Source organism: Streptomyces sp. NPDC048248 (assembly GCF_043201875.1).
Lineage (GTDB): Bacteria > Actinomycetota > Actinomycetes > Streptomycetales > Streptomycetaceae > Streptomyces.
Window position 1 is genome coordinate 426,739 of the sequence record NZ_JBICZL010000010.1, and the last position, 19,338, is coordinate 446,076.

General features: G+C 70.0%; 20 protein-coding genes. 7 read left to right on the plus strand and 13 right to left on the minus strand.

Annotation, left to right across the window (positions count from 1 at the left end; genetic code table 11):
- Nucleotides 1-63: 63 nt before the first annotated feature.
- Both ACGFZW_RS24065 and ACGFZW_RS24070 read right to left on the minus strand, forming a co-directional pair.
- Nucleotides 64-957 carry a family 16 glycosylhydrolase gene (locus tag ACGFZW_RS24065; protein WP_393895250.1) on the minus strand — a complete coding sequence of 298 codons (894 nt, stop codon included), beginning with the start codon at nt 955-957 and terminating at the stop codon, nt 64-66.
- A gap of 446 nt (nt 958-1,403) precedes the next feature.
- Nucleotides 1,404-2,450, minus strand: a complete 1,047-nt coding sequence (locus tag ACGFZW_RS24070; protein ID WP_393895251.1) for a hypothetical protein — start codon at nt 2,448-2,450, stop codon at nt 1,404-1,406.
- A 57-nt stretch (nt 2,451-2,507) separates the two neighbouring features.
- Between ACGFZW_RS24070 and ACGFZW_RS24075 the strand changes: the two genes are divergently transcribed.
- Both ACGFZW_RS24075 and ACGFZW_RS24080 read left to right on the plus strand, forming a co-directional pair.
- Nucleotides 2,508-3,110, plus strand: a complete 603-nt coding sequence (locus ACGFZW_RS24075) for a TetR/AcrR family transcriptional regulator (protein WP_393895252.1) — start codon at nt 2,508-2,510, stop codon at nt 3,108-3,110.
- Between the two features lie 428 nt (nt 3,111-3,538).
- Entirely contained in the window at nt 3,539-3,865 is a 327-nt protein-coding gene (locus tag ACGFZW_RS24080) for an STAS domain-containing protein (protein WP_393895253.1), read from the plus strand.
- An 83-nt stretch (nt 3,866-3,948) separates the two neighbouring features.
- Here the strand turns inward: ACGFZW_RS24080 and ACGFZW_RS24085 are convergent, their stop codons facing one another.
- Complete coding sequence (locus tag ACGFZW_RS24085) at nt 3,949-4,242, minus strand: DUF6355 family natural product biosynthesis protein (RefSeq protein WP_393895254.1); 294 nt, start codon at nt 4,240-4,242, stop codon at nt 3,949-3,951.
- Nucleotides 4,243-4,566: 324 nt separating this feature from the next.
- On the opposite strand from ACGFZW_RS24085, the gene ACGFZW_RS24090 reads away from it, so the two are divergent.
- Both ACGFZW_RS24090 and ACGFZW_RS24095 read left to right on the plus strand, forming a co-directional pair.
- Nucleotides 4,567-6,042, plus strand: a complete 1,476-nt coding sequence (locus ACGFZW_RS24090) for an MFS transporter (protein ID WP_393895255.1) — start codon at nt 4,567-4,569, stop codon at nt 6,040-6,042.
- A 218-nt stretch (nt 6,043-6,260) separates the two neighbouring features.
- A complete protein-coding gene (locus tag ACGFZW_RS24095; protein WP_393895256.1) occupies nt 6,261-8,375 on the plus strand; it encodes a SpoIIE family protein phosphatase in 2,115 nt (704 codons plus the stop codon).
- On the opposite strand, the gene ACGFZW_RS24100 is transcribed toward ACGFZW_RS24095, so the two are convergent.
- From ACGFZW_RS24100 to ACGFZW_RS24110, 3 genes are all read right to left on the minus strand, one after another.
- Nucleotides 8,364-8,912, minus strand: coding sequence for a CchlQ (locus ACGFZW_RS24100; protein WP_393895257.1), 549 nt, complete (start codon nt 8,910-8,912; stop codon nt 8,364-8,366). The genes ACGFZW_RS24095 and ACGFZW_RS24100 overlap by 12 nt on opposite strands.
- Nucleotides 8,913-9,020: 108 nt before the next feature.
- Nucleotides 9,021-9,902, minus strand: a complete 882-nt coding sequence (locus ACGFZW_RS24105; protein WP_393895258.1) for an alpha/beta hydrolase fold domain-containing protein — start codon at nt 9,900-9,902, stop codon at nt 9,021-9,023.
- Nucleotides 9,899-10,456: a quercetin 2,3-dioxygenase gene (locus ACGFZW_RS24110; protein WP_393895259.1), complete on the minus strand. Its 558-nt coding sequence runs from the start codon at nt 10,454-10,456 to the stop codon at nt 9,899-9,901. Before ACGFZW_RS24110 ends, ACGFZW_RS24105 begins: the two co-directional genes overlap by 4 nt.
- A gap of 184 nt (nt 10,457-10,640) precedes the next feature.
- Here ACGFZW_RS24110 and ACGFZW_RS24115 point away from each other — a divergent pair, with 184 nt between their 5' ends.
- Nucleotides 10,641-11,084, plus strand: coding sequence for a MarR family winged helix-turn-helix transcriptional regulator (locus ACGFZW_RS24115; RefSeq protein WP_393895260.1), 444 nt, complete (start codon nt 10,641-10,643; stop codon nt 11,082-11,084).
- Between the two features lie 72 nt (nt 11,085-11,156).
- Here the strand turns inward: ACGFZW_RS24115 and ACGFZW_RS24120 are convergent, their stop codons facing one another.
- Nucleotides 11,157-11,531, minus strand: coding sequence for a VOC family protein (locus ACGFZW_RS24120; RefSeq protein WP_393895261.1), 375 nt, complete (start codon nt 11,529-11,531; stop codon nt 11,157-11,159).
- 172 nt (nt 11,532-11,703) lie between these two features.
- Entirely contained in the window at nt 11,704-13,446 is a 1,743-nt protein-coding gene (locus ACGFZW_RS24125; protein WP_393895262.1) for a CocE/NonD family hydrolase, read from the minus strand.
- A gap of 94 nt (nt 13,447-13,540) precedes the next feature.
- Here ACGFZW_RS24125 and ACGFZW_RS24130 point away from each other — a divergent pair, with 94 nt between their 5' ends.
- Nucleotides 13,541-14,257, plus strand: coding sequence for a TetR/AcrR family transcriptional regulator (locus ACGFZW_RS24130; protein WP_393895263.1), 717 nt, complete (start codon nt 13,541-13,543; stop codon nt 14,255-14,257).
- A 148-nt stretch (nt 14,258-14,405) separates the two neighbouring features.
- Here ACGFZW_RS24130 and ACGFZW_RS24135 read toward each other — a convergent pair whose 3' ends face one another.
- Nucleotides 14,406-14,924 carry a hypothetical protein gene (locus ACGFZW_RS24135; RefSeq protein WP_393895264.1) on the minus strand — a complete coding sequence of 173 codons (519 nt, stop codon included), beginning with the start codon at nt 14,922-14,924 and terminating at the stop codon, nt 14,406-14,408.
- 225 nt (nt 14,925-15,149) lie between these two features.
- Between ACGFZW_RS24135 and ACGFZW_RS24140 the strand changes: the two genes are divergently transcribed.
- A complete protein-coding gene (locus ACGFZW_RS24140) occupies nt 15,150-16,007 on the plus strand; it encodes a dienelactone hydrolase family protein (RefSeq protein ID WP_393895265.1) in 858 nt (285 codons plus the stop codon).
- Between the two features lie 171 nt (nt 16,008-16,178).
- Here the strand turns inward: ACGFZW_RS24140 and ACGFZW_RS24145 are convergent, their stop codons facing one another.
- The 4 genes from ACGFZW_RS24145 to ACGFZW_RS24160 all read right to left on the minus strand — a co-directional run.
- Nucleotides 16,179-16,877, minus strand: coding sequence for a DUF305 domain-containing protein (locus ACGFZW_RS24145; protein WP_393895266.1), 699 nt, complete (start codon nt 16,875-16,877; stop codon nt 16,179-16,181).
- A gap of 94 nt (nt 16,878-16,971) precedes the next feature.
- Entirely contained in the window at nt 16,972-17,421 is a 450-nt protein-coding gene (locus ACGFZW_RS24150) for a hypothetical protein (RefSeq protein WP_393895267.1), read from the minus strand.
- Between the two features lie 280 nt (nt 17,422-17,701).
- Nucleotides 17,702-18,304, minus strand: coding sequence for a GPP34 family phosphoprotein (locus ACGFZW_RS24155; protein ID WP_393895268.1), 603 nt, complete (start codon nt 18,302-18,304; stop codon nt 17,702-17,704).
- Between the two features lie 311 nt (nt 18,305-18,615).
- The coding region (locus ACGFZW_RS24160) for an NADP-dependent malic enzyme (RefSeq protein ID WP_393895269.1) at nt 18,616-19,338 on the minus strand (723 nt) is incomplete at its 5' end.

Below are 19,338 nucleotides of genomic sequence, written 5' to 3' on the forward strand. Positions count from 1 at the left end.
CTGTGCTCTGCGACGAGTCCCGGCTGTGACGACTCAGCTCAACGCCGGCTCAAGGCCACAGGGTCACTTGGTGGTTCGGCTGGTGTTGGAGGTGGTGACGCGGACGTGGTCGACGACGAGTTGCTGCGGGAAGGAGGTCGAGCCGTCGGGGTCACCGGGCCAGTAGCCACCGACGGCGAGGTTGAGGATGAGGAAGAAGGGCTTGTTGAACGCCCATTGCTTGCCGCCGAGGTCGGCAGGAGTCCTGCGTTGGTAGACGTTGCCGTCCACGGACCAGGTGATCGAGTCGGGTGCCCAGTCGACGGCGAAGGTGTGGAAGTCGTCCGCGAAGACCTGCCCGCCGGGCAGGGTGTACGCCGCCCCGATGCCGCCGCTGCCGGAGTAGCCGGGGCCGTGGAGGGTGCCGTGCACCGTGCTCGGTTCGAAGCCGACGTTCTCCATGACGTCGATCTCGCCGCTGTTCGGCCAGCCGACCTGGCCGATGTCATTGCCGAGCATCCAGAACGCCGGCCACATCCCCTGGCCGCGCGGCACCTTCATCCGCGCCTCGACGTGGCCGTAGGTCTGGGTGAAGCGGCCCGCGGTGTTCAGGCGGGCGGAGGTGTACTCGCACCGTCCGTACCAGCATTGATAGTTGTTGGGATTCTCGCGGCGTGCGGTGATGACCAGTTGCCCCTGGCCGTTCAGGGCGGCGTTGGCATTCCCCGCGGTGTAGTACTGGCGCTCGTGGTTGGAGACGTTGTCGCCGGTCTCGATCTGCCACTTCCCGCCGTCGACCGCTGATCCGGCGGGGCCGTCGAAGTTGTCCTCGAAGGCCGCGGCCTGAACGCGGTTGTCGGGTGCGGACGTTGGCGGTGTTGCGGCGGCGGAGCCGGGTGCCCAGCTGAGCGCGGCGGTGAGTGCCGCGGCGGCGAGGGCGATGCCGCGGAGGGAGCGGGGGCGTTTCCATGGGGACATATGACTCGCCTCGGTCTGTGGGGGAGGGGCGGCCGGGCCGATCGAGGGCCCACCGTGCAGAGGGGCGTGGTGGACGCCGATCGGTGCGGTCGGGCCTGGTATGGACCTGCCTTCGGGAAGTGAAGCGTCGTTGGCGCGGCCCTGTCAATGACTTGGTGAGAGCGCTCTCGGTGCTCCCTGTTCACAGCGGTGTGGCGCGCACGCCGCAACGGTCGACCTGCGAGCTGTCGACCGACCGGCAACAGGGGGGCGCATACGCCCGATCCCAACTCCCGGACCCCGCGCGACGATAGGCGAGCTGACGCTATGTGACCCGGGGCGGCTCGCCGAGCCGGGCGCGCCTGGCGTCCCTCGTGCTCTGCATCGGTCTCGTGGCGAGGGGGATCGGCGACGCGCTGGGGCGGGCGATCGGCCACGCGGCTGGCGGAGGCCCGCCCTTGTGTCTACTACTGCCCCCGGACGATGGTGCGTTGCTGTCCGAGCGCTTTGTAGTGGTCCGCGAGCGTGTGGAACGCCCTCTTCGGTTCCCAGGGCATGTCGGGATAGGTGCGTGCGGAGGCGGGAATGCCGCTGTTCTCGTCGAGGATCGTGACGATGCCGTAGGAGGCGAGGTCCGGATCCGGCCCTGATGTGCGGTGCGGCGTGCTGTAGCCGGCGAAGCTGAACCAGAAGAGGGAGTCGACGCCCTCCTCCTCGAACACGGTGATGAGGTCGTCGAGGTAGCGGACCTGTTCGCCCTCGTCGCGCACCAGGTCCGGCTTGGGGGTCACGCCGTCCGGCCCCATGGCGACGTACCAGCCGGCGCCTCCGTGGTCGCCCGCTCCCCGGAAGGTGCAGCAGCCGACCTCCAGGATCGCGACGGGCTTGCCGTGGGCGAACTCCTTGCGCAGATCGTCGCGGTAGCCGGCGGCGTTGCGCAGCCCCCGGAAGGCGTCCAGTCCGACGATGTCGAACGGGCTCCAGTCCACGCCGTCCAGCGGGCAGGAGGCGTAACTGACCGGACCGCCGAAGACGGCCCGTACGGCGGTGACGACCTCGCCGAGGAACGCGTTGACGCGGTCGGGGACCCCTTCGAGAGCGGCTTCGCGACCGGGGCCGGCCAGGACCGGGACGCGGGCGCCGAAGGTGTCGCCCGGCAGGTATCCGCGGGCGAACAGGCTCAGTTCGCACCCGGCGACGAAGACGACGTCCGTGCCGCCCAGGCGTAGCCGTTCGGCCCGTTCGGCGCAGTCGACGAGGAACGGAAGCATCTGCGCGTTCGTCATCTCGCAGGGGAACGGGGAGAACCAGACCTCCAGGCCGGCGGCGGCGGCGTACCCGGCGGCCGCCTCGATCCGGTCGGGATCGCCGCCGGTGATGCGGATCGCCGTGCAGTGCAGGTCCTCGGCGATGACCCGTATCTCCCGCTCGACAACGCCGAGGTCGAACGAGGGGCGGGAGTTGCCGCCGTCGGGAAACGTGCCCGTGTCGTAGTGGATGCCCTTGCCGCGCATGACCGACCTCCAATAAGAGCCACTTTGCATCTTATGTTTTCGGTTAAGATACATGGCGTGTCTAAAGATGTCACGCGGAAGCGACGCCGTGGAGCCGAACTGGAAGCGGCGCTCCTGGAGGCCGCCTGGGACGAACTGGTCGCGGTGGGCTACGAGCGGCTCACGTATGAGGCGGTGGCCGATCGCGCCGGTACCAGCCGCCCGGTCCTCTACCGCCGCTGGCCGTCGAAGCGGGAGCTGGTCCTGGCCGCGCTCGGCCACCGGGCGCCGCCGCTGCCGGCCGAACCGCCCGACACCGGCGACCTGCGCGGCGACGTCCTGGCCCTGCTGCGCTTCGTCGTCCTGCGGACGCGCGATCTCGCTCCCGTTCGCGAGGTACTCGCCGCGGAACAGGGGCAGGCGACGGAGCTGTCCGCCTACATGGCGTCGCGCAACCACGGTCCGGGCCGCGACTGGATGCGAACGGTGCTGGAACGGGCGGCCCGGCGCGACGAGATCGACGCCGTGGACACGCTCCCGGACCGGCTCGTGACCTTGCCGGTGGTGCTGGTCGTGCACGACCTCTTCATGGCCCGGCGTACGCCGACCGACGCCGACCTGGAGGACATCGTGGACGAGCTGTTCCTCCCGCTGGTCGGAAACCGGCCGGGGAGTTCCTGAGCGGGCCCCGCTTCCCACCGGGCAGAAGGTGTTCCTCACCGCGTCCGGCGGCCGGTGGAGTGATGGCGGGTCAGGTCGCAGCCATGGACGGGTTCCCGCTCCAGCGGTTGCTCGGCCCGGATGAGGAAATCGTGCCCGGGTGCCGGTCTTGAAGGGCGCACCCCCGTGGCCGGCGGCCCGGCGAGGTTTCGGGTCGGGAGCCGGTTGTGGGACAGTGAAGTAATTCCACAGTCGGTCCGGCTCGTGCGTCTCATTCGCACAGCGCTCCGAGTGACCGGATCCGGTCCGGCGGTTGTCCGCCCAGGCGGCGGCTCGCGGAGCCGGACCACCGCGGCGTTCCGCCGCGCATCCGGTGCAGATCGAGCTCCGGGCTGCTGCCACCCCAACTCATCGAGGAACCTATTCTTTTCACCGCCACTACGCAGCGTTTGGACGACACTCTCCTGCTCACGGCGCGCGGAGAGATCGACCGCGCCTGCGAGCCGGATTTGAACCGTCTTCTCGACTCGCTGCCCATATCGCTCTCCGACCTGGTGCTCGATATGCAGGATGTGCGGTTCATGGACGTGACGGGGCTGCACTTCCTGTGCGAACTCCACCACCGCACGGCCCGTCGGCATACGCGCCTGCACACCCGGGGCTGGCAGGCCCAGCCCCGTTACCTGCTGCATGCCGTCGCGCACCTGAACATGCAGGGGCGGGACCTGAACACCGTCGTGCGCGCTGCCCTGGAGCGGCCGCAGGGCCTCTCCTGACGAGCTGAGTCGCCCGCGATGCCGTGGCCCCGCCCGGCCTCCGGGCCCGGGGCGCAACCGCCGGGCCCGCCGTCATGGCGCGGTCAGCAGGTGCGCCCGACGTAATGCGCGCCCTGGATTTTCGATGCCGATCCGAGCCAGGTGTTGCCCGGGCCCACGCAGCGCTCGTAGTTGGGGCCGAACACCTCCACCTCGATGACGACATTCGAACCGTCGCTCGTGCAGTGGTTGTAGCGCGCGTCGCTTCCGGTCTCGTAGAACCCGCAGGGGTTCATCGCGGACGCCACGGGGCCGGGAGCGGCGGAAGCCGCGGCGGGCAGGCCGAGAAGCAGAGCGGCGGCGCCGACGGCGGCGGGCAGGAAACGGCGGACGGACATGGGAAATCTCCCTTTCGAGATCACGGCACCCGAGTGCTGATCACTCGTGCGCCGGGAGAACAGTGCGTCAGGTCCTCAGGGGAGTCATGCGATCTCGCTCGTACGAGTGGCGGAGTGCACCGGAACGAGTGCCGTCCGTTCAGCCGATGTCCGACGGTTCCGGCGGCCGGGCGCAGACGCGACGCGGACGAACTGCCCGACCCGAGGGCCCCGTCGACACCCCCACCGGCTGGGCGTACCGCTGTGTGAAAAACAGGGCCAGAGGGCATCCGCAGTGAGCGATGCCGGGGCGAGGGCCTCCGGCTCATCACCGAGGAGACCGTGATGGCGACTGCCGATCGAGGGGCTCTCGCCCCCATCGAGACCGATGTGCCCGCACGCCTGGACCGGTTGCCGTGGTCGCGATGGCACTGGATGGTGGTCATCGGGCTCGGCACCGTCTGGATCCTCGACGGCCTGGAGGTCACGGTCGTCGGCAACATCGCCGGGCGCCTCTCCGAGGAGGGCAGCGGTCTCGACATCACGTCGTCGCAGGTCACCGGCCTTGCGGCGGCCCTCTACGTCGCAGGAGCCTGCGTCGGCGCCCTCTTCTTCGGGCACCTTACCGACCGCTACGGACGCCGCAAACTGTTCATGCTGACCCTCGCGGTCTACCTCACCGCCACGGCCCTCACCGCAGTCTCCTTCTCCTCCTGGTGGTTCTTCCTCTTCCGGTTCCTCACCGGCCTCGGCATCGGTGGTGAATACGCGGCCATCAACTCCGCCATCGACGAACTGATCCCCTCCCGCTACCGGGGCCGGGTCGACCTCATCATCAACGGCAGTTTCTGGCTCGGAGCCATCGGCGGGTCCCTGCTGTCGATCGTCATGCTGAACACCTCGATCTTCGCCGTGAACGTCGGATGGCGCCTGACCTTCGCCCTCGGCGTCGTCCTCGGCCTGGTCATCCTCCTCGTACGCCGCAACGTTCCGGAGAGCCCCCGCTGGCTGTTCATCCACGGCCGCAGCGACGAGGCCAACACGCTGGTGACGGACATCGAGACGGATGTGACCCGGGAGAAGAGCACCCCCGAGCGCCGCTACGAGCTGCCGCCCGCCGAGAGCACCCTGACCATCCACCCACGCAAGACCATCGGTTTCCTGGAGATCGGCCGCACCGTCTTCTCCCGCTACCGCAAACGTGCCGTCCTCGGCCTGGCCCTCTTCGTCGGCCAGGCGTTCCTCTACAACGCGATCACCTTCGGCTTCGGCGCCATCCTGAACGAGTTCTACGACGTGTCCAACGAATCCACCGGCTACTACTTCGCCGTCATCGCCGGGGGCAACTTCGTCGGACCGCTGGTCCTGGGCAAGCTCTTCGACACCCTCGGCCGCCGGATCATGATCTCCAGCACCTACATCCTGTCGGGGCTCCTCCTCTTCGTCACCGCCTGGCTGTTCGACGCCGGACATCTGAACGCCCAGACCCTGACCGCCTGCTGGTGCGTCGTCCTGTTCTTCGCCTCCGCGGGCGCCAGCAGCGCCTACCTCACCGTCTCCGAGATCTTCCCCATGGAGACCCGCGCCCTGGCCATCGCCTTCTTCTACTCCGTGGGTACCGCGGCAGGAGGCATCAGCGGCCCGCTCGTCTTCGCGGAACTGACCTCGACCGGCGAGCTCGGCGACACCGCGCTGGCCTTCTGCATCGGTGCGGCCCTGATGACGCTCGCCGGCCTCACGGCCGTCTTCCTCGCCGTCGACGCCGAACGCCGCTCCCTGGAGTCGATCGCCGAGCCCCTCTCCGTCGCACCGCGGCCGTAGGGCGGCACCGGACGCCCGCCGGACCGCGGGCGGCACTCCCCGGCCGTGGCGCGGTGAATTTCCCTGACGCGCGGGGTGCGGAGTGGGCCGGGACAGCGCAATGATGGAAGGGCACATCGCGAAGCGGGATGATGGAAGAGCACCGCGCGATGCGCTATGGCGGGCATGCCGGAAGGGGCATCAGCACATCAGGCGGGGAGGCTGAGAGGAGCCGAGGGATGTGCTCAGCTGAATCCTTCCCGGCCGATGCGGGACCGCCGGGGAAGGTGACGTCGGAGCCGGGTGGGCTCCTGGACGTGCTGAGTGTGGCTGCCGTCGTGCTGGACGGCGAGGGGCGAATCATCCTGTGGAGCCCCTTTGCCGAACAGTTGTTCGGCTACACGGCCAGGGAAGCGCTCGGCCAGTTCGCCGGGCGGCTGCTGGTGCACGACGAGCACCTCGAACTGGTCCTGAAGCTGTTCACCCGGGTCATGGAGGGCGAGGGCAGCTGGTCGGGAGCCTTTCCCGTGCGCCACAAGGACGGCAGCACCCGACTGGCGGAGTTCCGCAACATGCGGCTGGAGGACGAGCACGGGGATCTGTACGCCCTGGGCCTGGCCACCGGGCACTCGACGCTCCGCAAGGTGGAACGGGACCTGGCGCTGTCCACCAGGCTGATCTCGCAGTCCCCGATCGGCCTGGCCGTCACGGATACCGAGCTGCGGTACGTCGCCGTCAATCCGGCCCTGGAAGAGATCAACGGCCTGCCCGCCTCGGAGCATCTGGGGCGGCACGTGCGCGAGGCCCTCCCGTTCCTCGATGTCGACAGCATCGAGGCCGCGATGCGCGAGGTCCTGGAGACGGGCGTCCCGATTCTCGACCAGGAGTCCGTGGGGCGCATCCCGACCGACCCGGACCGTGAGCATGCCTGGTCGGTGTCCTTCTACCGGCTGGAGGCGTCGAGTGGGAAGGTGCTGGGGGTGGCCGTCTCCGTCGTGGACGTCACCGAGCGGCACCGCGCCGCCGCCGAGGCCGCCAGGGCCCGGCGCAACCTGTCCCTCGTCGCCGAGGCGTCCATCCGCATCGGAACGACGCTGGACCTCGGCCAGACGGCGCGAGAGCTGGCCGAGACCTGCGTGCCGGAGCTTGCCGACGTCGCGGCCGTGGACATTCTCGACGGGATCCTGACCGGCCGCCCGGCGCTGGCCTCGTCCGGTGGGCCGGCCCTGGTGCGCGCCCTGGCCGTGGCATCGGCTGCCGATACGCCCATCGAGGCGGTACGCGCCGCCGACCCGCCGGGCCAGGTGGCCCGGTATGACGCCGACCGGCTCGTCACCCGCAGCGTGAACAGCCGTCGCCCCGTCCGTATCCCCCGCGTCGAGAGCGCCGACCTGCTCAGCATCGCCCGCTGCCCGGAGGACGCCGGGCTGCTGGGGCGCGCGGGTCTGCACTCCTACCTGGCTGTGCCGCTTATGGCGCGCGGCGAGGTCCTCGGCGCTCTCGACCTCAAGCGCACCCAGAACCCGGAACCGTTCACCCACGACGACGAAGTCCTGGCGGGCGAGCTCGCCGCGCGGGCTGCCGTCTGCATCGACAACGCCCGCTGGTACGAAAGCCAGCGCCACGCCGCCCTGACCCTGCAGCGCAGCCTCCTGCCCGAGCACCCCGAGCCACGGCCGGGGCTGCAGATGGCCTACCGCTACCAGCCCGCCTCGATCGCCAGCGAGATCGGGGGAGACTGGTTCGACGTCATTCCCCTCACCGACGACAAGACCGCCCTCGTCGTCGGTGACGTCATGGGCAGCGGTCTGAGCGCTGCCGCGACGATGGGTCAACTGCGTACCGCGACCCGCGCGTTCGCCGAGCTCGACCTCGAACCCGCGCAGGTGCTGCACCATCTCGACCACATCGCCGACCGCATGGGGCAGACCATCACGACGTGCATCTACGCCGTGTACGACCCCCGCAACAACCGCTGTTCGATGTCCAACGCCGGGCATCTGCCGCCGGCGCTGATCCGCCCCGGTGAGGACGCGGAGCTGCTGGAGCTGCCCACCGGCGCCCCGCTCGGCGTCGGCGAGGTCCCCTTCTGCACCACCACGTTCCCCCTGCTCCCGGGTGACGAACTGCTCCTCTACACCGATGGCCTGGTCGAAACCCGCAATCAGGCCATCGACGAACGCCTGAACGCTCTCCTCGCCTTTCTCACCGGACCCCCGCGGTCCCTGGAGGAGACCTGCGACGTGCTGTTGTACACCCTGCGCCACCCCGGCGAGCACGACGACGTGGCCATGCTCATCGTCCGAGCCGCCTCCCTGACCGAGGAGCCGGCGCCGGGCCCGTCAGGCTCCTGAGGCGATCGCAGGGCCGCACAGCGAGCACCGCTCGGTGCCGTCCCAGCCGTCCCACCCGAAGGCGGCCGGTGACAGGGACCGTCCCTCCAGTTCCTCGCGCACGGCGACCCGGTACTCCCACACCGCGGCGATGTAGGGGTGGTAGGCGTCATGGAAGGCCGCCGACGAGGCCGCAGCCCCCGCGGCGATGGCCCGCTGCAGGGCGCGGAGCTGCTCGAACATCGCCTGACCGGCGCCGGCGACGGCGGTGGTCGCGTCGATGAAAAGCCTTTCGCGCGCTTCGTATATCCCGGCATCGCTCAGTGCCGCGCGGGTGGCGGCGTCCAAGTCCACTTCACCGTCAGGGCCTTGCGCGATCTGACGCAGCCGCGCATGGCAGACCCCGGCAGCCGAGATGAACTCGATGTACACGGTGCGTCGCCGCGCACCGACACCGCGGTCGTCCTCGCGGCGATGGCGGAGATAGTCGGCCAGCACGGTGCCGGTGATGGCGATCGAGCCACCGCTGACCGTCGCGACGAGCGTCCCCCAGTCCACGTCTGTCCCCCGTAGTGATCGTGGCGTCGGAGTCAGAATCTACGGGTGCGATGTGATCCACGGGAGTGACTTGGGGAAGACGGGTGCTCGGAGCGGTCCGGAGGGCGCTCAGGTCACGAGGTGACGGGCGAAGCGCAGGGAGCGGGTGAAAATGTCCTCCACCTCGGCGTCGGACAGTCCGTACCAACCGTGGTCCGCCCCTGGGATCAGCCGGAGTTCGGCCTGCGCACCGACATCGTTCAGGGCGGCGGCAAGGGCTTCGCTGTGGGTCCGGGACACCATGGTGTCCGCTTCGCCGTGGACGAGAAGGAACGGCGGGGCGCCGGAGTGGGCATGCGCCAACGGGCCGGCGTCGTCGGCGCGATCCGGGCAGGTGGCCGGTGCCGCGCCCAACAGCAGCGCTTCGGGGCTTCGGGGATCGTGCGGGTCGAAGCCCTCGCGAGGCGTCGACAGGTCGCTGGGCCCGTACCAGACCACGGCGCCGACGGGCGCCGGGTCGGTGAGGGCGAGGAGCGAGGCGAGGTGTCCGCCGGCGGACTCGCCCCACACCACGGTCCGGCCGGTGTCGATGCCGAGTTCCGCGGACCGCAGGGCGAGCCACCGCAGTGCTGCACGGAGATCGTCGAGCGGGGCGGGGAAGACGGCTTCGCCGCTGAGCCGGTAGTCGACGCCGGCCACCGCGAAGCCTGCGGCCGCGAGGCGTTCGAAGGGTCCCGGGGACCAGTGGCGCATCCGCAGGCCCATGTCCTCACGTCGCCCGCGGCGCCAGGCGCCGCCGTGCACGCACAGCAGCAGCGGGACGGGGCCGCCCAGGCCGGGCCGGGGGAGCCACAGGTCCAGTTCGACCGGGCGGCTGCCCTCGATGTGCCGGTACGGCACGCCGCGCAGCAGGCGGACTCCGGATTCACACGGGGCAGCGGGCGGCAGGGGCGCGATGTCCGGGTGGGGCGCCGCCATCACTTCGCGCAGGGCGGGCCGGGCCCGCGTCATCGGGTCCGCCACTGGTGGTCCGGGAGGAAGCGCACGTCGTACTCCTGCGGCACCGTGCCGAACTTCTCGGGTGCGGGGATGACGGGCTCTCGCGGGAGCCCGAGCTGTTCGGCCGGTGCCCCGAGGCTCTCGAAGAACCGCTCGAAGGTGCCTCCGGGACCGGCGGCCACGCCGACGACCTGGCTGTGGTGGCGCTCCATGCGGTAGGCATGCGGGCAGTTCTTCGGCACGAAGCCGAAGTCTCCGGGCGTGAGCACCTTCTCCTGCTGAACGCCTTCGGTGTCCTCGACGAAGAGCCGGACCGCGCCGTGGGTGATGTAGAAGACCTCGTAGGTGTCGCGGTGGAGATGGGCCGGGATGATGTCGCCCTTGGGGCCTTCACAGGTGAAGAAGTTGAAGGTGTTCTCCGTCTGCTCGCCGCCCGCGTAAATGGTGACGAGATCACCGAAGAGGTGGGCGCGGTCGCCCTCGCCCTTCTCGATGAAGTACGGCTTGCCCGGCTGGTCGGGGATGCGCGAGGCGCGGCGGTAGCGGGTGGCGTATTCGAGGGTCATCGTCTCTCCCTGGGCAGGCGACAGGCCGGGTGACGGACAGCGGTCCTTCCGCGCCGCCACCAAGAATGTCAGGCAGGCTGACAAATTGGATGTCAGGTAGGCTGACACAGATGTCGGCCGGGAGCAACCGGCAGGCAAGAGGCTCGCCACACCGCCCCGCCCGCGGTCGTGGAGTTAGGAAGCGATGACCGGCACCGACCGCCCTCTCCCGCAGCTGCTCGGCGACGCCCGGCGCTGGTTCGACGAGGGGTTGCTGGCAGCTCTGGACGCGGCCGGCGCGACACCGGTGTCGCCGCCTCAGCTCCAGCTCTTCGCCGTCCTGGACGAGGAGGGAACCACGGTCTCCGAGCTGGCCCGGCGGATGGAGGTCACCCGGCAGACCGCCCACCAGGCCGCGCACGGCCTCATCGACGCCGGGCTGCTGGAACAGGTGCCCCATCCCACCTCCGCCCGGCAGCGACTGATCCGGCGCACTGCGAAGGGGGCCCGTGCGCACCATGAGGCCGAGTTGCTCCTCGAACGGCTGGAGATGCAGCTCGCCGAACGCATCGGCCGGGAAGCGGTCGACGGCCTGCGCGCGGCTCTGGAAACTCCGTGGGGCGAGCCGCCCTCTCCGGGGCGGGCGTGAGCGCCCCGCCGGCGCGCCGGTAGCTCGCGGCCCGGCTTCCGGAGCATCGAAGACCCCGGGTGCCGCGTGCGGTCACGCCGGATACGGGTCTTCCTGGACCATCTGGAAGTAGTTGCCGTCCGGGTCCGTCCCGATGGAGAACAGGCCGATGTCGGGGACCGGGATCGTGGGAACGGTGATCAGGCCCCCGTGGTTCTCGACGGCCCGCGACGCCTCGTCGATGTCGTCCACCCGCATGCGCAGCATGAGCCCGCCGCTGGAGTCGCCGCGCGTGGAGGAATCCACCGGCTCCAGCATGCTGCCGTCGATCCCGGGGTCCGCGGTGCCGGTCCGGATCGCCCAGCGCTCGCCCTGCTGGACGAAGGACCACCCGAATACGGACTCGTAGAAGGTGCGCATGCGCACGAAGTCGTTGGCGTAGATCTCGAAGTGAACCGGGCGGGCCATGGAATTCCCTTCGGCGGACACGTCGGAGGCCGGAGCGCTTGATCCCAAGTGCTTGACCGGAAGGTATCCCGAGGTCGCCGGGCGGGCGGCCATGCTCGCCGACCGTGGTGGGCAAAGCCGGAGGGTGGGCCCGGGGGGCACGGGGGAGGGGCGCCACCCGGGTGCCGCTGCCTCACTCCTCGGAGTCGCTCCCCTCCTCCGGCGCCGAGCTGTCGCCCGTCGACGCGTTGTGGCCGCGTATCCGGCCGCCACGGGGCAGCGCCAACGCTGATCCCGTGTGCAGTGTGATGTGCGCCGGCCGGTGACCGGTGGCGTCGACCGCCGCTTCCCCGGTGCCGGAACTCCGGGCGAAGCGCGGATGGGCGCCTCCGCTGATCTGGAGGCGAATGCGGTGGCCCGCGGCGAAGTGGTGGGCGGTGGCGCCCATGGGCACGATGACCTGCGCGGGGTCCTGCCCACCGGTCCGCAGCCGGACCAGCCCGTCGCAGACGTTGCGGGAACCATTGTCCGTATCGACGTCGCAGAGGCGGGCGAAGACGTCGGCGTGGCCGGTGTCGGGGGAGATCCGCAGCCGCGCGGAGACGGGGCCGAAGGCTTCGACGGGTTCGGCCAGCGGCGGGGTGGTGAACGTCAGGACGTCCTCCCGTGCCTCCAGTGCGCTGTTGTCCTGGGAGCCGGCGCCGCGGGAGAGCAGGGGCCCGCCCACCGAAGGAGTGGGGTCGTCCGGGTCGTAGCGGAAGGACGCCAACGCTGTGGACTCCGCGGGCGCCTGCCGGGTGAGCGTCCCGTTCGCGCCGGGGAACCAGGCTGCCGTGTCGGGCGCCTGCGGCCAGTCGTCGAGGTCCCGCCATGCCTCTTCGCCGCCGACATGCACGCGCACCGTGGTGGGCCGGACACCGGACGGGTCGGCGCACAGATGCGCACGCAGCCAGGCGAGGCTCTCGGCGAACACCTCGGGCCAGCCCTGCTGGAAGGCGGAGGTGTGCGTCCAGGGGCCGACGAGCAAGGAGGTCTCGCATCCGGCCTGACGCAGCCGGGCGTACTGTTCGAAGGTCTGATCGGCGAGCCCGTCGTGCCACCCCGTGATCAACCCGGTCGGCACGCGCAGCCGCTCCGCCGGCTCCCCCAGGATCGCTCCGTCCCAGTACGGATCGTCGGCGTCCGGGTGGGTCATCACGTCGTCCAGCCAGGGCACTTCGCCGAGGGCGGAGACGTATGCCCCACGCAGGGGCTTCGCGGTGCTGATCTTTCGCAGGCGGCGCCGAAGACGCAGTGTCGCCTTCAGCAGGGCCGCCGTTCCCTGGTGTTGGTACGTCATGCCGACGCCGACCGCGAGGGCGTTCTCCAGGCGGAGTGCCCCGCCCGTGTGGAAGAGAGCATGAGGATCGTGCAGGCCGACCTGAATCACCATCGCCTTCAGCTCGGGTGGCGGGTCCAGGGCGAGCGCCCACTGCACATAGCCGAGATAGCTGGGGCCGATGGTGCCCAGCGTTCCGTTGAACCAGGGCTGCTCGCGCAGCCAGGACACCGTGGCCTGGCCGTCGGCGGCCTCGTTGCGCCAGAGGTGGAAGCGACCGCCTGAGCCGCCGGTACCTCGGCAGCTCTGCAGAACCACGTGGAAGCCCTGTTCGGCGAAGAGGATGCCGTTCATGGGAGACCAGGGCACGCCCCGGCCGTAGGGCGAGCGCACCAGGAGAGTGGGGAAGTCGCCCTCGGCGCGGGGGAAATAGTGGTCCGTCATCAGCGGGCTGCCGTCCGCGGCAGGTACGGCGAGCCCGGGTTCCCATCCCACGTCGTGCCGCTTGGGCGGAAGGTTGCGCCACGTCGCCCTCAGCAACCGTGAGGACAGGGGCGGCTTCCTCGTCGCTGCGATCCGGTCGGGCCTCGGCGCGGTCTCTCGCGGGTGCGCTGTCATGGTTCCCCTTCGCTATTCTCGTACGTCGTACGAGAATAGCGGATGCTTGGATGGACACCGCAACTTCCGGTGCTCAGGAGAGGACAGAGAGAACGTGAGCCGTCGTGACGGGGCAGGCACCTCAGGCGTCGACCCCGAACAGCTCTGGCTGCACACCGGCCGGCCGGCGAGAGGACGCAAGCCCGCCTTCAGCCGTCAGGCGATCACGTCCGCAGCGGTCACCCTGGCCGACGCGGAGGGACTGGAGGCCGTCACCATGCGGCGCGTCGCCTCCGAGGTCGGGGCCGGTGTGATGTCCCTGTACAGCTACGCCCCCGACAAGGAGACGCTGCTGGAACTGATGGTGGACCAGGTCAGCGGCGAACTGCCGACGGCCGGACCCCTCACCGGCGACTGGCGTACGGACCTGAAGGCCATAGGCCACCTCCAGCGCGCCCTCATGCTCCGGCACCCGTGGCTCCCCGCCGCGCTGACGACCCGCAGGACCCCGGGCCCGCACACACTGGCCTTCCTTGAACACGCCCTTGCCGCGCTACGGCCCACCCGGCTGGACGGTGCCGCGAAGCTGGAGGTCTTCAGCCAGCTCACCGGCTTCGTCGCCGGACACGTCGCCCACGAGATCGCCCAGGCCGCGGTGGCGGACCGCCCCGATCGCGCCGCCGCCGAAGGCCGCTACCTCTCCGCCGTCGCCGCCGACGGCCACCACCCGGAGCTGGCCGAAGCCCTCGCGGCACCGAGACGCCCCCTGGACCCCGAGGCCACCTTCACCCGCTTCCTCGACCGCCTGATCGACGGCCTGGACACCGACTGAACCCGCCGTACTGGCGCCGGGCAAGCCGGGCGCAGGGGCCCGCCCTGAGCCTCACCCTTCCTGACCGCGCCGCACAAGGTCACCGGCGGCGAGCATCACTTCCGGCCCCGCGCCCCTTGCCGCAGAGACAAAGCCAGCTGATGGTGCGTCAGCTGAGACTGTCTCCGGCATCTGCGGGAACATGGGGGCAGGCCACGAGGCGCCGGGCTTCTGACACGACCTCGGCATCGAGACGCGCCGCGGCTCTGTCGCTTCTCGTGCCGAACTCGAGAAGGTCGTACTCGTCGTCCAGCTCCGCGAGCCTTTCCGTCAGCGCCAGTTCATGGCCGCAACGCTGATGAACCCAGAAGGTGAATTCACGAGGTGTCAGGTCGCCCGCGAGTGTGCGCCGCGCAAGCGCTCGGGCAGCGGCTTCCTGGCCGTTGGCGCCGACGACCGCAGAGAAGCTGAGCCCGAGATCGCTGAGCGCTTCGGGAAGCAGGTCAGGAACGTCGTAGTCCGCCTCTCCTCGGGTGCAAGCTGCCAGGGCCCGGAGCCCGGGACCGTCCCATCCGGCGACGAGCGCATCGCAGGCCGCGCCGACGACCTCTGTGGCACGCAGGTCGCCCGCACTCCAGAGGGCTGCTCGATCCAGGAGTTCACTTGCTGCTACTTCGTCCGGTGTCACCGGCTCATGGTCTCGGCATGAAATTTCCCGGTCGAGCCGTTTTCCGAGCGGGTCCTGGCCGCTTCTCACGGGCCGAGCGACTGAGGCCACCGAGGTGGCCGCCGCTGCGGAATGGCGTCCGCTGGGTAGTCTCGCGCTAACTCCGACCGGGCGTAAGCGAGTTGCCTCGGTCGGAGATCGTTACCCGACCGGACCCGAGCGGCGACCGACCAGACGGTGGTAAGCATGGCAGATCATGACCTGACCGGTTTCGACCGTGGCACCTTTGCCCACGACGGCGTCAGTCGCCGGATCCTGCGGCGTGGGACCGGGCCCGCGGTGATCGTGATGGCCGAGATACCGGGCATCACGCCCAAGGTGTTGCGGTTCGCGGAACGTGTTGCCGCGATCGGCTGCACCGCCGTGCTGCCGGTGCTCTTCGGCGAACCCGGCCGTGATGCCGACCCCGCGACAGCCGGGCGGCTGAAGTCCGGGCTCTACACGGCCTCGTCGATGTGGAAGGTATGCGTGAGCCGGGAATTCACCGTGCTGGCCAGGGGGAAATCCTCGCGCGTGGTGACCTGGCTGCGGGCCCTGGCCGCATACGAGCACGAGCGCTGCGGCGGTCCCGGCGTCGGGGCCGTCGGCATGTGCCTGACCGGCGGATTCGCCCTGGCCATGGCCGCCGATGAGCGTCTGCTCGCGCCCGTCCTGTCCCAGCCGTCCCTGCCGCTGGCCGTCACCAGGAGCCGGGCGGGCCGTATCGATATCTCCGCCGAAGAACTCGCTGCCGTCCGTGGCCGCTGCGAGAGCGACGACCTCCGCGTGATGGGGCTGCGATTCTGCGGGGACCGGCTCGTACCGGGGGACCGGTTCGCCTATCTGCGCCGCGAACTCGGTGATGCCTTCACCGCCGTGGAACTGGACGATGCCTCCGCGAATCCCGCCGCCGTGCTGCCGCCGCACTCCGTCCTGACCGAGCACCTCATCGACGAGCCCGGCGAGCCGACCCGCGCGGCGCTGGACGAGGTGCTCGACCTCTTTCGTACGCGCTTGCTCGAACAGGACCGGGGAACAGCTGCGGCCGCCGGGGGAGGGGTCTGAGTCAAGGTCCTGGCGTGCCACCCGGTGGCGCCGGGCACGACGCGGGAGATGCCGCCGGTGAAGCTGAGCGGCAGCGCGGCGCGGAAGGCTGAGACCGCGGGTGCCGGGCCTCTTGGCAGAGGCCCGGCGCCCTGGCGAAGGACTGACGAAGAAGCGGAGTCCCGCTCCCGGTCAGAGCCGGTCGAGGATCTTCCGGAACCTGTCGACCTCGGCCGTCTGCCCCTTGATGATGTCGCCTGCGAGCTTCTTGGCCGACGCGTTGCGGCCGTCCTTCTGCTCGTTCTCGGCCATGCTGATCGCGCCGTTGTGGTGCGTGGTCATCAGCCTGGCGAACTTCTTGTCGTAGTCCGTGCCCTTGGCGGCCTTGAGTTCGGCCATGTCCTTGTCGGACATGATCCCGGACATGCCCGAGCCGTCGGCGCCGTGGTCCATGCCGGGCATGCTGTGCTCCATGGACGACGAGGCCGGCTTGCCCCAGCCCTCCAGCCACCCCCGGAGGGTCTTGATCTCCGGTCCCTGAGCCTGCTCGATGGCCGCCGAGAGCTCCTTGATCTCCTTGTCGGAAGCCCGGCTGTCCGAGAGTTCGGCCATCTCGATGGCCTGCTGGTGGTGCGGGATCATCATCTGGGCGAACGTCACGTCCGCGTCGTTGAACGCCCCCTTCGCCGACGAGCCCGACGAGCCCGATGAGCCCGGAGCGGCCGTCGCGGAGTTGCTGCTGCCGTGATCCGCGCCCGGCGTGCCGTGGTTCTTGTCGCTCTCGCCGTCGTTGCCGCAGGCGGCAAGCGTCAGGGCACCGGCGGCAATCGCGCCGACCATCGCCACCCGGTGACGACCGGGCCGGCTCAGGGCGCGCTTGATCGAATTCATGGCTCTACACCTCGTGTGTCAGTGCTGCGGAATCGCGTGTTCCAAGGCATGCGTTGCCGACGGACGGCGATCCGTCCGTCGATCGAGCAGCGGCCTATATCCGCAGAACTGCGAGCTGTAGGAGGTCGGGAGCGCGCGGAGGCGGCAGTTTGGGACGTAGCCCGGCCACGAACCGTGCGAGGGAACGCAGGGACCAGTCACGGAATCTGCTCAGCAGACCGCCGAAGAGGACTCCCAGCGTCCAGAGGCCGAGCACGGCCAGACACAGGGAAGTCATGTCCATGGAGGGGCCGGGGTGACCGGAGCGGTGCCCCGCATCGGACGTCGCACCGGAGACGACCGTGGTGGCCGCGTGCCCCGGGGAGCCGGAGAGCGGAACCGCCTCTTCATGCAGCCCCGAGGACGCGTCCTGTCGCTCGGTCATCGAGTCGTGCCGCGATGCGGCGCCGGCGCCGACAGCCGCTTCCGGGTCGGCCGGGTGGCCGAGGCCATGCATGACGAGCACGCCGAGAGCGAGCGCGACGACGATCAGGAGGTGTGCCACACCACCTGATCCCACTCGCCTGCGCACGCGGATCACCGCTCGCTCCTCGCCCTTCGGCCCTCCACGGGCTGCCCGGCCTCGACTCTACCCAACGCCACTTCGCGTCCTCGAAGGTCCTCGACCGGTCCTCGCGTGTAGGGGCGCCGCGGCGCCGGAGAGCGCTGGTGGGTACCGCGTGCGGCTCACACTTCGACTGGCCGGTCGAATGCGCCCGGGCCCTCAACAAAGCCTGGCGGACACTTCGTCTGCCCGCCCCTGTTGAGGCCGGCGGTCGCCGTCCCTATTCGCCGCGCCAAACGTTGTCGAAGGCCGCTTCCTCGATGGCGCGTCGTTGCCGTTCGGCCTCCAGCTCCGTCAAGGCGTCATGGACGGCGTCAAGCACCGTCGCCACCGCCTCGTCGTCCACGTTCGGAGCGTCCTCCGGTCGTTTGCCGCGGATCCCGAGGTCCGAGGCAAGGGTGGCGAGGACGGGTTCGTTCGATGTCCAGCGGTCCTCGGCCTGGCGGTGTTCAAGCGAATCGACCAGCGTCTGACTTGCCCGGAAGGGCATCCACCGGTGGCGTTGGCGAGTGAGCCGGCCTTCCCCCTCAAGGGCGGCCAGATAGGCCGATGACAGCCCGCGCCCCCTCCGCCACAGCCAGTCGTCGAGCGACTCGTAAGGCGTCTCCCGGACGAGCGACGACGCGGCCTCGTCCAGCAGGCGATCACTCAGCGTCGGGCGGTAGCCCGGCACGATGAGATCGTCGTCCAGCTCGACGGCCTGGGCAGTCAGCAGGTCGATCACCTCTGCTCCCGCGAGGGCGAGGGACAGGTTGCCCTGCTCCACAGGGTGATCGGGCGCCGCGTCCATGGAGATGATCATCAGGTCGCGCGGTGTGGTCATGAATGCCTCCACCTCGGGGGCGTCAGCGGCGATGGGCTTCTCCGCGAAGGGAGTACGACAGCCCTCGGAACCAGCAGACCAGTTTCGGACCGATCGCGCGCGCCGAATGGAGCAGTGCGGGACGACGGTCGCGACCCGTTCGCGGTCCCATCTTCTCGCCGCTCACTCGAACGGCCCAATGATGCGGCGGACGGCCATGGGGAATGGGGTGCTGCGTTGTCCCGCGGCACCCCATTCCCGCCTTCGTGACCGGGCTTGATGCCTCACGCCGATTGCGGGGCGTGCGGGCACAGGCTCCTGCCGCCGCGGGATCAGACAGCCGAGAGTTCCGTGCCTTCCTCGCCCGCCGCCTTGGCCGCCTCCCGGACCGCACCTGCCACCGCGCCCGCGACCTTGTCGTTGAAGACGCTGGGGATGATGTAGTTCGGGTTGACCTCGTCGTCCAGGACGACCTCGGCGAGAGCGCCGGCCGCGGCCAGCATCATCTCGGTGTTCACCGTACGGGACTGCGCGTCCAGCAGGCCCCGGAAGACACCGGGGAACACCAGGACGTTGTTGATCTGGTTGGGGAAATCCGACCGGCCGGTGGCCACCACCGCGGCGGTCTGCCGGGCAATCGCCGGGTCGACCTCCGGGTCGGGATTGGCGAGTGCGAACACGATCGCACCCTCCGCCATCCGCGCCACATCCTCACCGTCCAGCACATTGGGCGCCGACACACCGATGAAGACATCCGCGCCGACCACGGCCTCCTTCAAGGTGCCCGTCACCCGCTCCGGATTGGTGTTGTCCGCGATCCACCGCAGCGGCGAGTCCGGATCGGCATCGACCAGATCCGGACGCCCGGCGTGCACCACACCGTGGATATCGGCCACGACGGCATGCCGGACCCCCGCGGCGATCAGCAGCTTGAGGATGGCCGTGCCCGCCGCACCCGCACCGGACATCACCACCCGCACGTCCTCGACCTTCTTGCCCACCACCCGCAACGCATTGGTCAACGCCGCCAGCACCACGATGGCCGTGCCGTGCTG

Bases quoted from the DNA above. Each gene is read 5' to 3' on its own strand.
- ACGFZW_RS24065 (WP_393895250.1), bottom strand. From the start codon at position 957: ATGTCCCCATGGAAACGCCCCCGCTCCCTCCGCGGCATCGCCCTCGCC.
- ACGFZW_RS24070 (WP_393895251.1), bottom strand. From the start codon at position 2,450: ATGCGCGGCAAGGGCATCCACTACGACACGGGCACGTTTCCCGACGGC.
- ACGFZW_RS24085 (WP_393895254.1), bottom strand. From the start codon at position 4,242: ATGTCCGTCCGCCGTTTCCTGCCCGCCGCCGTCGGCGCCGCCGCTCTG.
- ACGFZW_RS24090 (WP_393895255.1), top strand. From the start codon at position 4,567: ATGGCGACTGCCGATCGAGGGGCTCTCGCCCCCATCGAGACCGATGTG.
- ACGFZW_RS24095 (WP_393895256.1), top strand. From the start codon at position 6,261: ATGTGCTCAGCTGAATCCTTCCCGGCCGATGCGGGACCGCCGGGGAAG.
- ACGFZW_RS24105 (WP_393895258.1), bottom strand. From the start codon at position 9,902: ATGACGCGGGCCCGGCCCGCCCTGCGCGAAGTGATGGCGGCGCCCCAC.
- ACGFZW_RS24110 (WP_393895259.1), bottom strand. From the start codon at position 10,456: ATGACCCTCGAATACGCCACCCGCTACCGCCGCGCCTCGCGCATCCCC.
- ACGFZW_RS24115 (WP_393895260.1), top strand. From the start codon at position 10,641: ATGACCGGCACCGACCGCCCTCTCCCGCAGCTGCTCGGCGACGCCCGG.
- ACGFZW_RS24120 (WP_393895261.1), bottom strand. From the start codon at position 11,531: ATGGCCCGCCCGGTTCACTTCGAGATCTACGCCAACGACTTCGTGCGC.
- ACGFZW_RS24125 (WP_393895262.1), bottom strand. From the start codon at position 13,446: ATGACAGCGCACCCGCGAGAGACCGCGCCGAGGCCCGACCGGATCGCA.
- ACGFZW_RS24140 (WP_393895265.1), top strand. From the start codon at position 15,150: ATGGCAGATCATGACCTGACCGGTTTCGACCGTGGCACCTTTGCCCAC.
- ACGFZW_RS24145 (WP_393895266.1), bottom strand. From the start codon at position 16,877: ATGAATTCGATCAAGCGCGCCCTGAGCCGGCCCGGTCGTCACCGGGTG.
- ACGFZW_RS24155 (WP_393895268.1), bottom strand. From the start codon at position 18,304: ATGACCACACCGCGCGACCTGATGATCATCTCCATGGACGCGGCGCCC.